Here is a 12,646-nt window from a genome sequence, read left to right on the forward strand (position 1 = left end):
TGCGCCCTAGAATTCCTCCCACTCGTCCGCCACCGCCTGGGTGGTCGGCTTCATGGCGGTCACGGTGCGCGCGCCGGGCCGCTGCGCGGCTGTGACCGAAGTGCGCTTGGGCGTACGGTCCGCCTGCGCGGTCGCGATTTCGCCGACCTTGAAGCGGGCGACCATGCGGGCCAGCTCCGAGGACTCGCCTTTGAGGGCGTGGGTGGCGGCGGTGGCTTCCTCGACCATGGCGGCGTTCTGCTGGACGACGCTGTCCATCTGGTTGACCGCGACGTTCACTTCGCCAAGCCCGGTGGACTGCTCCTGCGCGGAAGCGGCGATGTCGGCGACCAGGGCGTCGATCTCGGCCACTTGGGCGACGATCTGTTCCAGGGCGTGCCCGGTCTGGCCGACCAGATCCACGCCCGATCCCACCTGCTGGGTGGAGGCGTTGATCAGGGCCTTGATCTCCTTGGCCGCTTCGGCGGAGCGCTGGGCCAGGGCCCGCACTTCGGAGGCGACGACCGCGAAGCCCTTGCCGGCGTCACCTGCACGCGCGGCTTCGACGCCGGCGTTCAGCGCCAGCAGGTTGGTCTGGAAAGCGATCTCGTCGATCACGCCGATGATGTTGCCGATTTCGCGCGAGGAGCTCTCGATCTGGCCCATGGCGGTGACCGCCTGGCGGACTACCTGGCCTGAACGTTCGGCGCCATCGCGGGCCGAGGTGACCAGGACGGTCGCTTCCTTGGCGCCGCTGGCCGTCTTCTTGACCGTGGCGGTGATCTGGTCGAGGGCGGCGGCGGTTTCTTCCAGCGATGCGGCCTGTTGTTCGGTGCGGCGCGACAGCTGGTCCGAAGCGCTGGCGATTTCGTCGGAGCTGAAGCTGACGCCGCTGGATGCGCCGGCGATCACCGCCATGGTCTCCTGCAGCTTGCTCATGGCGCCGTTGAAGTCTTCCTTGAGCTTGGCGTAGCGGCCGGCGAATTCGGCGTCGATGCGCCAGGTCAGGTCGCCGTCGGCCAGGCGAGACAGGCAGTCGGCCAGGGTGTCGACCACCATGTTCTGGATCGCCTCGGTCTTGCGGCGCTCTTCTTCCGCCGCGCTTTCGAGGCGCTCGGCCTCGAGACGCGCGGCCTCGGCCTCCGCCTGCAGGCGGATTTTGGCCATGGCGTTGTCCTTGAACGTCTGGACGGCGGCGGCCATCTCGCCGACCTCGTCGGTGCGGCCCACGGCAGGGACGTCCACCGCGTTGTCGCCCGAGGCGAGGCGGCGCATGGCGCCGGTCATGGCCGTCACCGGGACAGCGATGGAGCGACGTAGCAGCAGCCCTGCTGCGATGGCGGTCATTGCGACCAGAGCGACGCCGCCGAGCACCACCATCTTGGTCCAGAATGCGATCGACGCCTGCTGCGCGGCTTCGGCCTTCATAGAGGCTTCGGCGACGGCCTGAATCTCATCGGCGGTGTCTTCGACGGGAGCGATAAGTTTGTCGGCCACGCCGTCGTTGGAGACCATGGCCGCCCCCTGGGGACGAGTGAGGGGATCGGCGGCCAACTGAATAGCTGGATTGATGGCGCCGTCGGTCCAGGTCTGGAAGTTAGCTTTAAGGCGGGCGACGCGCGCCTCTCCCTCGGCGTCGCCCGCGAAGAGCTTGGCCAGGTCGGCGACATGGGCCTCATAGGCGGGGCGATGCGCTTCGACGAGGCGCTGACGATAGTAATCGTCTCCCGACAACAGCAAACCACGCAGCGAATTCTCCTGCCGCGACAAACGATAGCGCGCCCCCTGAATGGCGCTGATCACCGTATGGGCCTGTTCGGTCCGTCGGATGGAGGCGTCCAATCGCTCATTGCTGATGAAGATAGCGACGCCCATGGCGGCGATCACACCGATCATGACGCTGAAGATCACCATCAGCTTGGCGGGAATGCGCAGATCGTTGAACTTCATGAAGGCCCCCTAAGCCTGTTCCGGCAAGGGGTTTCCGCATCTACGGCACGCAATTTCGCGCAGCCGGTCGCCCCAAGTCTGGAGCATGAATGCGCCCGATCTTGTTTAACGAGTCTTAATATGCAGGATTTCGATACGCGTCGGATTGTCGCGTGTCAGTCATTGTATGAAAGTGATTGCTATCCATCCGCTTATATGACGCTAGCGTCAGGTTCTGCATTTGAGTGATACTATATTTGCTTGGAGAACCTTGGGGTTGATGGCTTTTTGCGCGCCCATCAGGACTCAAATATCTTCCTCGATCAATGCAATCTCAAGGCGAAAGCTCTTCGCTATCCCTTGCTGCACAAGGAAAACGCCCGGCTTGCCTAGGATGTCGCCGTCGTAGTTCTGGGCGTCGGCGAAGCCGCTCCAAGGCTCGATGCAGATGTAGTCGGCCCCCGGCTTGGTCCACACACCGAGGTGCGGGCTGTCGGGAAAGCTGACCTTGAGGCCAGGGCGACCGACCGCGCCATAGACAAGGTTGCGGCTGGCCAGTTGATCGAAGATCACCGCGTCATTGACGAACAGGTCCTCGCGCAGGGCCATGTCCCGCCCTTCGACTGGGGTGGGCAGGTGTTCAGGCCGCACCAGACCGTCGTCGCCAACTCGGCGGATCGGCTGCGGTTGCGGCTCATCAAAATGAAGCCGGTGATCGAGCTTGTCGCCGCCATAGGGAAGCGGCCAGCGGAAGGCGGGATGGAAGCCAAAGCAGGCGGGCATCTCGCCATCGCCCAGGTTGGATATCGTCGCCGTATTGATCAGCCGTCCGCCCTCCATGGCGAACGCCACGTCCAGCCGGAACTCGAACGGATAGACGGCGCGGGTCTGCTCATCCGCTTCCAGCCGCAGGACCACGCGGTCGGCCGACTGCTCAATCACGTTGAACAGCTTGGTGCGTGCGAAGCCATGCTTGGCCATTGGATAGGTCTGGTCACCCAGGCGATAGCGACCGCCGTTCAGGCCGCCGACGACGGGGAACAGCAACGGCGCGCGGCCCGTCCACCATGCCGGATCGCCATCCCACAGCAGCTCCAACCCCTCGGCGTCCGTCAGGCGCGACAACTCCGCGCCCATTGGATTGATCTCGGCGGACAGGCCTTCGCCGACGATGCGCAGCCAGGTCTCGCTCATCAGTGCGCTTCATCCCAGTTCAGTGCGGCGCGAGCCTCCACCACGAGGGGCACGGTCAGTGAAACGGCAGGCTCCGCCGCTCGCTCCATCACCGCCTTGACCACTTCACAGGTGCGCTCGGCCTCGGCTTCGGGCGCTTCGAAGACAAGTTCATCGTGGACTTGCAGCAGCATGCGGGCTTTCAGGCCAGCCTCGGCCAGGGCGGCGGGCATGCGGATCATGGCGCGGCGGATGACATCGGCGGCGGCGCCCTGGATCGGGGCGTTGATCGCGGCTCGTTCGGCGAACTGGCGCTGAGCGACGGACTTGCCGCCGATCTCGGGGATGTTGACCTTGCGCCCGAAGATCGTGGTCACGAAGCCCTGCTCGCGCACCATCGCCTTGGTGCGGTCCATGTAGGCCCCGATGCCGGGGAAGCGCTCGAAGTAGGTCTTGATGTAGGCCCCCGCCTCGCTTTGCGGGATGCCCAGCTGGTTGGCCAGGCCGAAAGCGCTGATGCCGTAGACGATGCCGAAATTGATGGCCTTGGCCTGGCGACGGATCATCGGGTCCATGCCTTCGATCGGCACGCCGAACATCTCCGACGCGGTGGAGGCGTGGATGTCCAGGCCGTCGGCGAACGCGCGCTTCAACTGCGGGATGTCGCCGATGTGGGCCAGCAGGCGCAGTTCGATCTGGCTGTAGTCGGCGCTGATCAGCACGTGGCCCGGCTCGGCGATGAAGGCCTTGCGGATCTTGCGGCCTTCCTCGGTGCGGACCGGGATGTTCTGCAAGTTCGGATCGGACGAGGACAGTCGCCCGGTCGAGGTCGAGGCCAGGGCGAACGAGGTATGTACCCGGCCGGTGCTGGGTGCGATGGCGGCGATCAGGTTGTCGGTATAGGTGCCCTTCAGCTTCGACAGCTGACGCCAGTCCAGCAGGACGCGCGGCAGTTCATGGCCCTCGGCGGCCAGGCTTTCCAGCACGTCGCTGTCGGTGGACCACTGGCCGGTGGCGGTCTTCTTGCCCCCGGTCAGCTGCATCTCGCCAAACAGCACGTCGCCGATCTGCTTGGGACTGCCCAGGTTGAACGGGCGGCCGACCATGGCCTGCGCCTTGGCCTCGAACTCGGCCATGCGCATGGAGAAGTCGTTGGATAATTTGCGCAGGGCCTCGGGATCGACCTTGATCCCGTGGTTCTCCATCTGGGCCAGGACCGGCGGCAGGCCGCGCTCCAAGGTCTCGTAGACCGTCAGCAGCCCTTCGCGCGCCAGGCGCGGACGCAGGCGATTGTATAGGCGCAGGGTGACGTCGGCGTCCTCGGCCGCGTAGCGCGTGGCCGACTTCAGCTCCACGTGCTTGAAGCTGATCTCGCCCTTGCCCGTGCCGGCCACCTGTTTGAACGGGATCGGGCTGTGACCCAGGTGCAGGCGCGACAGCTCGTCCATCCCATGACCGTGCAGGCCGGCTTCAAGCACGTACGAGATCAACATGGTGTCCTCGGTCGGGGACACGTTGATGCCGTGCCGCGCCAAGACGGCGATGTCGTACTTGGCGTTCTGGGCGATCTTCAGGACAGCCGGGTCTTCCAGCAGCGGCTTGAGCCGGTCGATCACATCCTGCAGCGGAATCTGCTCCAGGTCGGCGGCGGCCTCGAGGGCCAAGCCATCCTTCTCGCAGTGGCCGACCGGGATGTAGGCCGCCTCGCCCGGCGCAATGGCCAGGGATACGCCGCACAGGCCGGCTGTGGCCGACGACAGGGCGTCGGTCTCCGTGTCAAAGGCGACGATGCCCGCCGCCCGCGACTTGGCGACCCATGCGTCCAGGGTCTTGACGTCGCGGATGCAGACATAGTTGTCGTGATCGATGGCCGATTCTGGCGCGGCCTCCGTGGGCGCGCTCGCGGCCGTCGCAACTGAAGGCAGAGCGCCGCCGGCGCTGGCGCGGCCTATGCGCTGGCCCAGGGTCTTGAAGCCCATGTCCTCCAGGAAGGCGCCCAGCACCTCCTTGTCCGGCTCGCGCAGAACCAGATCGTCCAGCGGCTCGGGAAGGGGCGTGTCACAATCCAGTTTCACCAGGGCGCGCGACAGCCGGATCTGGTCGGCGAACTCGATCAGGGTCTCGCGGCGCTTCTGCTGCTTGATCTCGCCGGCGCGAGCCAGAAGCGTGTCGAGGTCGCCATATTCGGTGATCAGGGCGCTGGCGGTCTTGATACCGATGCCGGGCGCGCCAGGCACGTTGTCGACGCTGTCGCCGCAGAGGGCTTGGACGTCCACGACCCGCTCAGGCGGGACGCCGAACTTCTCGATCACCTGCTCGCGGCCGATGCGGACGTTCTTCATCGGATCGAACATCGACACCGAATCACCGACGAGCTGCATCAGGTCCTTGTCGGACGAGACGATGATCGCCTCGCCGCCGCTGTCGCGGGCGGCGCATGAATAGGCGGCGATCAGGTCGTCGGCCTCGTAGCCGGCCAGCTCGATGCAAGGCACGCCGAAGGCGCGCGTCGCCTCGCGCACCATCGCGAACTGCGGGACCAGATCCTCCGGCGGCGGCGGGCGGTGGGCCTTGTACTTGTCATACAGGTCGTTGCGGAACGTCTTTTCCGAATGGTCGAAGATCACCGCCAGGTGGGTGGGGGCGTCGCCCTGCATGTCCCGCATCAGCTTGAACAGCATGTTGCAGAAGCCCGACACCGCGCCGATCGGCATGCCGTCGCGCTTGCGGGTCAGGGGCGGCAAGGCGTGGTAGGCGCGGAAGATGAAGGCCGAGCCGTCCACCAGGAACAGGCGGATGGCGGGGCCGTCCTGGGTCAGCGGACGATCAGGAACGGCGGCGGCGGGCTCAAGCGTGTCGGTCATTCCCGGAAGATAGGCGCGCCCGGCCTCCGGGTCAGCCCCGAAGTCGGACTGTCCGGCCTTTACCCGACAACGACCCCGCCGCCGACAAGGACTAGAACTGCGTGATCGCGCTGATCGCCAGATAGGCGCTGGTATCGCCATTCTGCGGGGCGTTGGGCGCGTCCTGCAGGAAGCGGCCCTTGGCCAGCAGCAATCCGTTCGCCTCTAGGCGCAGGCGGTCCTTGATCGCCCAGTAGCGGACGCGGCCTTCGAGCTGATGGCCGGCGAAGTCGCCCGAGCCGCCGGCGGCGTCACGCACGCTGGTGGTGGAGAAGCTGTCAGTGTCCGAAGCTAGCCACATGGCGCGGTAGGAGGCGAAAGCGTCCAGCCGCTTGCTGGGGGTCACCTCGAGCCGCACGCCAGGCGTGATGATGTTGGCGCGGCCGATGGCGGCGTAGATGCCCGACGGCCCGAAATCGGCGCGACGCATGCCCAGCAGGGTGTCGAAACGGCCGTATCGTCCACCGGGCTTGTCGCCGCTGGCGTAGTCGAACTCCGCCGACAGGCGCGGCTTCCAGCCGCCTGCGCGCGTGTAGCCCACGTCGGCATGCACGAAGCCGGCGCGAACGTCGAGCGTAGGATCGTTGACTGCGGAGCCCCGGCTGACGGCGCCGGTCTGGCCAATGGCTTCGATCTCGTAGTCCCAGGCCGCGACGGCGGGATCCAGGATCACCCTAAGGCCGAAGGTGTCGAGATCGCGGTCACGGGTGGGGGCTCCCGGTGCGTCATGTTCCTCGAAGTGGAAGAACTCCGCCTCCAGCGCGGCCTTGCCGATCGTTCGCGGCCGCGCGACTAGCCCGCCCCAGACGACCAGATCGTCGTTCTCCGTGTCCGGATACTGGCGATTGTCCAGCAGGGAGTCGATGTCGCCGGGCCGGCGAACCTGGGGCATCACATAGATCAGGGTGGTCTTCACGCCGGCCGGCGCCATGTCGATGCGCAGGCCGGTATAGCCGTTGGTGGTGTTGCGATAGTCGTCGGCCGCGACCAGGCGGCGTGAGCCGATGTTGAGCATGAACCGCCCCGCTTGCAGCGTGACGGGCCCCAGCGCCTCACCGTCCAGCTTCAGCGCCGCATAGGCCTGCACCAGCTCGGCGGTGTTGACCTCGTTCGTGCTGATGGGCGAGCGGCGGTTCGCGCTGGTGACGCGGCTGTCATACATCTCCGCGGCCAGGGTCAGCGGACCCTGTCGCCGCTCCACCGCCAGGGTGGTGCGGATGCTGATCAGGTTTTCGTTGGAATTGAAGTTCGGCCGGACCTGGTCGTCGAGCACCTCGTACCGCGTCCGGAACGATCCGGAGAATTTCCATTCGGCGGCGTCTTCAGCTTCGGCGGCGCTGGTCAGCGCAAAGGCCAGGCTGGCCGCGGTCAACGTCAAGCGCGTGAAATTCGTCATGTCAGGTCCCCCCAAAACCTGGCCGCGCCGCAAAGGCGAAGCTTGTCTGGAGGTTTTACGCGGACGGTTCCTAACGCCCCCTGAGCCGGACGCGTTTGACTTTGAGGCGAATTGACGCGGGCCTAGTGGCCGCCGGCGCCTTCGTAGACGCCCGGAGCGAGGCGTTCGTCCTCATGACCCTCGGAGCCGTGGGCCAGGACGAATCGTCGGTCGCAGTAGGGGCAGTCGATATAGCCAGCCGCGCCCATCTCCAGCCATACGCGCGGGTGGCCCAGGGCGCCGCCGACGCCGTCGCAGGCGATGCGGTGCGAGCGCACGGTCACCGTCTCCGGCGCGGGCCCGACACCCACGTCGGGAGCGGACATCGTGGCGGCGGTGTCGGGGATCGGCTTGGCCTTGCGCGCCATGATCTAAGCTTTCTGTGCGGCCCGACTCCCTAAAGTGAAGTTTGGCGGGCGAATTGTCTGAGCGGCCTTGGCGACAGGGCCGACGGGCCATACCTATGCGACAGGCCGCCGGGGCGTCAATTCGCCTCGACGCCGCATAATCCTTATCTCTCCAGACCGCCGTAGGCTTCATGGACCTTCCCGACTACGCCATTGAGGCCCAGGGCCTCTTCAAGACCTACGCGGCCACCAAGACCACGCCCGAGAAGCGCGCCCTCAACGGCATCGACCTGAAGATTCCGCGCGGCTCGATCTTCGGCCTGCTCGGCCCGAACGGGGCGGGCAAGTCCACCTTCATCAACATCCTGGCCGGCCTGACCCGCAAGACCAGCGGCTCGGTCAAGATCTGGGGCCGCGATATCGACACCCATCCGCGCGACGCTCGCGCCGCGATCGGGGTCGTGCCGCAGGAGTTGGCGGCCGATGTCTTCTTCACGCCCAGGGAATCCCTCAACGTGCAGTCGGGCCTCTACGGCGTGCCCAAAAGCGAGCGCCGCACCGACGAGCTGCTGGCCGCCCTGGGCCTGTTCGACAAGGCCAACGCCTATGTGCGTCAGCTGTCCGGCGGTATGAAGCGACGCCTGATGGTGGCCAAGGCCATGGTCCACCATCCGCCGGTGCTCGTGCTGGACGAGCCGACCGCCGGCGTGGACGTCGAACTACGCCGCCAGCTCTGGCAGTATGTGGTGGGCCTGAACCAGCAGGGCGTGACTGTCGTTCTGACCACCCACTATCTGGAAGAGGCTCAGGAACTCTGCGACCAGATCGCCATCGTCAACCGCGGCGAAGTGGTGGCCTGTGAGCCGACCTCGACCCTGCTTCGCCGCCTGGATATCCGCAATGTGGTGGTCACGCCCGAGGAACCGGTGACGGTGGCGCCGGTCCTGCCGGGCTTCGACACCAAGATCCGCGCCGGCGGCGCCTTCGCCGTCAGCTACAAGACCGGCCAGTCCAGCGTGGAGCAGGTTCTCGCCGCCGTCCGCGCGGCCGGCCTGCACATCAAGGACATCGCCACCGAGGACCCCGACCTGGAGGACGTCTTCGTCTCCCTGACCTATGGCTCGGCCACGGCCGCCGATCCGGTCAAGGACTAGGCGCCCCTGGCGGGGCAAGGCGTTTGCGCGGCCTCGCGCTTTCAGCTAGAACCCGCCTCCCGGAACGCACCCGTAGCTCAGCTGGATAGAGCGTTGCCCTCCGAAGGCAAAGGTCACACGTTCGAATCGTGTCGGGTGCGCCACTTCCCTGAAATCGAAGCCTGAAATCCCGTCGCGCGCTGCGCGTCGCGGTGATGTCGCGCCGGCCTCAAGTCTCGCGCTGACAATTGGCTATTTCCCTTGTCGCCGTTTGGTGGTCTGATGAGTTGTCAGTCCATAAAATAGCCATTGGTCAGTCCAATGAGCCGGGCGGCATAGGGAAGGGGATAATCTGGGATGGAAGACACGAGCCGACGTGGGCTGTTGATGGCCGCCGGGACCGCGGGTCTCGCCTCGCTGGCGGGGGCCGCCATCGCCCAGCCGCCGACACCCAAGCCTCTATCCCCCGTGCTTGAGGTGGCCGAGCCGGGCATAGACCCGAACGCCAAGCCCAAGCATTCCATCCGCTTTGCGGTGATTGGCTGCGATCACAACCACATCTTCGGTATGACCGCCGCCGTGCAGCGAGGCGGGGGACAACTGGTCAAGTTCTACGCGGCCGATCCCAAGCAGATCGCCGACTTCCGCAAGCAGTTCGGGGATGTGCCGCTGGCTCGTAATGAGGCGGATATCATCGAAGATGAGTCCATCCAGCTGGTGGTCGCCGCCCCGATCCCCGATTTGCGGGCGCCGCTGGGTCTGAGGGTTATGGCGGCGGGCAAGGACTATCTGGCGGACAAGCCGGGCATCGTCACCCTGGAGCAGCTGGCCCAGGTGCGCGCGGCGGTGAAGGAGACCGGTCGCAAGTACGCGATCATGTACTCCGAGCGGCTGGAGGTCCCCTCGGCGGTCAAGGCCGGCGAGCTGGTCATGGCCGGGGCCATCGGCAAGGTGATCCAGACCGTGAACTTGGCGCCCCATCGCGTGGGGACAGGCCGGCCCGACTGGTTCTGGGACAAGCGCCGCTATGGGGGGATACTGACCGACATCGGGTCTCACCAGGCCGACCAGTTCCTCTACTACACCGGATCGAACCGAGCCTCGGTGATCGCCGCCCAGACAGGGAATCTGGCGCATCCGGAGCGGGCGGGGTTCGAGGATTTCGGGGATATGACCGTCACCGGGAACGGGGGCACGGGCTATATCCGCGTGGACTGGTTCACGCCGGACGGCCTGGGAGTCTGGGGTGACGGGCGGCTGTTCATCCTCGGGACCGAGGGCTACATCGAGCTGCGCAAATACATCGATCCGATCGGCCGGCCGGGCGGTAACCACCTGCTGATCGTGGACCAGAAACGCGCGCGCTACATCGATTGCAGCAAGGTCGCCCTGCCGTTCGGGCCACAGTTCGTCACCGACATCGTCGAGCGCACATCCGTCGCACAGGACCAGGAGCAATCCCTGCTGGCCGCCGAACTTGTCCTCACCGCTCAGAAGCGCGCCACGCCGCCCATCGCGGCCTGAAACGGCCTTCCCCGAAACAGGAGAATTCGATGACCGGAAAACGGATACAAAGAAGACGCCTGCTACAGGGCCTGGGCGTCGCGGCGATGGGCTTTCCGGCCATCGTGCCGTCCACGGTGTTCGGCCAGAACGCGCCTTCCAACCGCATCAATGTCGGGGTGATCGGAGCGGGGCGGATCGCCCGCGTCCACGACATGCCCGAGACCTGGAAATACGACCACGCCCAGATCCTGGCGGTCTGCGACGTGGACTCCAAGCGGGTCGAGGCCGGCAAGGCGCTGATCAACGAAACCTATTCCAAGAAGCTGGGCCGACCCTGGGACGGCGCGGTCGGCTATGGCGACTATCGCGAGCTGCTGGCGTCCAAGGACATCGACGCGGTCATCATCGCCACGCCCGACCACCAGCACGCTATCCCCGCCGTCCACGCGGTGCGGGCCGGCAAGGACGTCTATCTGCAGAAACCCGCCGCCCTGACCATCGCCGAGGGCCGCTTCATGGCCGATGCGGTCAAGGCGTCTGGCCGCATCCTGCAGATCGGCTCGCAGCAGCGCTCGCTCAATCCCTGGCCACAATTCCACCGCGCCTGCGAGCTGGTCCGCAACGGCCGCATCGGCGAGCTGAAGCATGTGGAGATCGGCCTGCCCGGCGATCCGGCGGGACCCGAGGCGCCGCCGATGCCGGTGCCGCCGAACCTGGATTACGACGCCTGGCTCGGCTCGACGCCGGAGGCCTATTACACCGAGATGCGGGTGCATCCGCAGGCCTCCTTCGACCGGCCGGGCTGGCTGCGTTGCGAGCAGTTCGGGGCCGGCATGATCACCGGCTGGGGCGCCCACCATGTGGACACCGCCCACTGGGGCATGGACATGGAGCATTCCGGCCCGGTGGAGATCTGGGGCTCGGCCGAGTTTCCGACCAGCGGCCTTTGGAACGTGCATGGCAAGTTCCTGACCCACGCCCGCTACGCCAACGGCGTGACCATGGACATCAGCGGCGACTTCCCCAACGGGGTGAAGTTCATCGGAACCAAGGGCTGGATCTTCGTCACCCGCGACGGCGGCGTGACCGCCAGCGATCCGGCGGCGGGCGCGGTCAAAGGGCTCACCGCCAGCGACCCGAAAATCCTGACCAGCGTCATTGGTCCGGGCGAGGTGCGCCTCTATCGCAGCGAGGAGCAGCACGGAAACTGGCTGGACTCCATCCGCACCCGCAAGGCCCCCGTGGCGCCGGCGGAGACGGGGCATCGCGCCTGCTCCACCTGCCTGCTGCACCACGCGGCCATGAAGACCGGGCGGCGGCTGAAATGGGACCCGGTCGCCGAGCGCTTCATCGGCGACGACGAAGCCAACGCCCTGCTCAGCCGGCCGCAGCGCAAGGGTCACAGTTTCTCGGAGGCCGCATGATGCTGACCAAACGCGACATCGCCGTCGCCGTCATCGCGGCCGGGCTCAGCCTGGCCGCGGTCGCCGTGGCCCAGGCGCCCAAACCCGCCATCCTCGGCCCCGCCGTCTTCACCTGGGAGGCCATGAAGCACGGCCCCACCGACGTGGGCGCCTACGCCCAGCTCGTGCGCCAGCCGACCGCGACCCTGGACGAGCTGGAGATGCACGTCACCACCCTGAACCCCGGGACCAATTCGCACCCGCCGCACACCCATCCCAACGAGGAACTGGTGATCATCCGCGAGGGGACGGTGGAGGTGCTGAACGGGGGCGAGTGGAAGCGGGTCGGCCCGGGCGGGGTGGTGTTCAACGCCTCGAACTCGCCCCATGCGTTGAGGAACGTCGGCGACGGGCGGGCGGTCTATCACGTGATCAACTGGAAGGTGGGGAAGGGCCAATAGAGCCCGCCTCCCTAGGCCTTGTGCCTAGGGTCCCTGTGTCCGCCGGCTCGGCGCCCGCCGCCTGTCCGCGCTCTGCCCGCTGAACGAGGGACCCCAGACACAAGGCCTGGGGAATCGGGGTTTACAGGCCGTGCGTCCTTCGAGACGCGGACTTTCAGCCCGCTCCTCAGGATGACGTGCTTTGGCGCCACTGAAGCCGTCATGCTGAGGAGCGGCGCAGCCGCGTCTCGAAGCACGCAACAACGCCCCCAACGTCGTCACCCTAGGCCTTGTGCCTAGGGCCCAGAGACTCCGCGTCGGCCGCGGGGGCGAGGCGACGCCGCCTGCGCGGACCTGGAACCTCAGCCGTTTCTGGGTCCTCGCCACAAGGGCGAGGA

9 protein-coding genes and 1 tRNA gene are annotated in these 12,646 nt (G+C 66.5%); 5 read left to right on the plus strand and 5 right to left on the minus strand.

The annotated features are described in order from the left end of the window. Positions 1–6: 6 nt before the first annotated feature. The 5 genes from O5K31_RS02150 to O5K31_RS02170 all read right to left on the minus strand — a co-directional run bounded on the left by O5K31_RS02150 (position 7) and on the right by O5K31_RS02170 (position 7,787). The gene (locus tag O5K31_RS02150) at positions 7–1,929 is read right to left on the minus strand and encodes a methyl-accepting chemotaxis protein (protein WP_269715490.1); all 1,923 of its coding nucleotides are present in this window, start codon (positions 1,927–1,929) and stop codon (positions 7–9) included. Between the two features lie 285 nt (positions 1,930–2,214). Next, positions 2,215–3,102, minus strand: coding sequence for an aldose 1-epimerase family protein (locus tag O5K31_RS02155; RefSeq protein WP_269715491.1), 888 nt, complete (start codon positions 3,100–3,102; stop codon positions 2,215–2,217). Beyond that, a complete protein-coding gene (gene polA / locus O5K31_RS02160; protein WP_269715492.1) occupies positions 3,102–5,945 on the minus strand; it encodes a DNA polymerase I in 2,844 nt (947 codons plus the stop codon). Before polA ends, O5K31_RS02155 begins: the two co-directional genes overlap by 1 nt. 91 nt (positions 5,946–6,036) lie before the next feature. Continuing rightward, positions 6,037–7,380 carry an alginate export family protein gene (locus tag O5K31_RS02165; RefSeq protein ID WP_269715493.1) on the minus strand — a complete coding sequence of 448 codons (1,344 nt, stop codon included), beginning with the start codon at positions 7,378–7,380 and terminating at the stop codon, positions 6,037–6,039. A 122-nt stretch (positions 7,381–7,502) separates the two neighbouring features. Further along, entirely contained in the window at positions 7,503–7,787 is a 285-nt protein-coding gene (locus tag O5K31_RS02170; protein WP_442867746.1) for a zinc-finger domain-containing protein, read from the minus strand. Between the two features lie 170 nt (positions 7,788–7,957). Here O5K31_RS02170 and O5K31_RS02175 point away from each other — a divergent pair, with 170 nt between their 5' ends. From O5K31_RS02175 to O5K31_RS02195, 5 genes are all read left to right on the plus strand, one after another. Further along, entirely contained in the window at positions 7,958–8,920 is a 963-nt protein-coding gene (locus tag O5K31_RS02175; protein ID WP_269715494.1) for an ABC transporter ATP-binding protein, read from the plus strand. A 66-nt stretch (positions 8,921–8,986) separates the two neighbouring features. Next, positions 8,987–9,063: transfer RNA gene (locus O5K31_RS02180), tRNA-Arg, on the plus strand. A gap of 223 nt (positions 9,064–9,286) precedes the next feature. Then, positions 9,287–10,423 carry a Gfo/Idh/MocA family protein gene (locus O5K31_RS02185; RefSeq protein ID WP_269715495.1) on the plus strand — a complete coding sequence of 379 codons (1,137 nt, stop codon included), beginning with the start codon at positions 9,287–9,289 and terminating at the stop codon, positions 10,421–10,423. Positions 10,424–10,452: 29 nt separating this feature from the next. Then, positions 10,453–11,829 carry a Gfo/Idh/MocA family protein gene (locus O5K31_RS02190; RefSeq protein WP_269715496.1) on the plus strand — a complete coding sequence of 459 codons (1,377 nt, stop codon included), beginning with the start codon at positions 10,453–10,455 and terminating at the stop codon, positions 11,827–11,829. Beyond that, complete coding sequence (locus O5K31_RS02195) at positions 11,826–12,269, plus strand: cupin domain-containing protein (protein ID WP_269715497.1); 444 nt, start codon at positions 11,826–11,828, stop codon at positions 12,267–12,269. The genes O5K31_RS02190 and O5K31_RS02195 overlap by 4 nt, the downstream gene beginning before the upstream one ends. The last annotated feature ends 377 nt before the right edge of the window (positions 12,270–12,646 follow it).

It is taken from the genome of Caulobacter sp. NIBR2454 (genome assembly GCF_027474405.1).
GTDB lineage: Bacteria > Pseudomonadota > Alphaproteobacteria > Caulobacterales > Caulobacteraceae > Caulobacter.

Excerpts from the sequence above, each read along its gene's own strand:
- O5K31_RS02155 (WP_269715491.1), bottom strand. The coding sequence starts at position 3,102 with ATGAGCGAGACCTGGCTGCGCATCGTCGGCGAAGGCCTGTCCGCCGAG.
- O5K31_RS02175 (WP_269715494.1), top strand. The coding sequence starts at position 7,958 with ATGGACCTTCCCGACTACGCCATTGAGGCCCAGGGCCTCTTCAAGACC.
- polA (WP_269715492.1), bottom strand. The coding sequence starts at position 5,945 with ATGACCGACACGCTTGAGCCCGCCGCCGCCGTTCCTGATCGTCCGCTG.
- O5K31_RS02190 (WP_269715496.1), top strand. The coding sequence starts at position 10,453 with ATGACCGGAAAACGGATACAAAGAAGACGCCTGCTACAGGGCCTGGGC.
- O5K31_RS02195 (WP_269715497.1), top strand. The coding sequence starts at position 11,826 with ATGATGCTGACCAAACGCGACATCGCCGTCGCCGTCATCGCGGCCGGG.
- O5K31_RS02185 (WP_269715495.1), top strand. The coding sequence starts at position 9,287 with ATGGCCGCCGGGACCGCGGGTCTCGCCTCGCTGGCGGGGGCCGCCATC.
- O5K31_RS02170 (WP_442867746.1), bottom strand. The coding sequence starts at position 7,787 with ATGGCGCGCAAGGCCAAGCCGATCCCCGACACCGCCGCCACGATGTCC.
- O5K31_RS02150 (WP_269715490.1), bottom strand. The coding sequence starts at position 1,929 with ATGAAGTTCAACGATCTGCGCATTCCCGCCAAGCTGATGGTGATCTTC.
- O5K31_RS02165 (WP_269715493.1), bottom strand. The coding sequence starts at position 7,380 with ATGACGAATTTCACGCGCTTGACGTTGACCGCGGCCAGCCTGGCCTTT.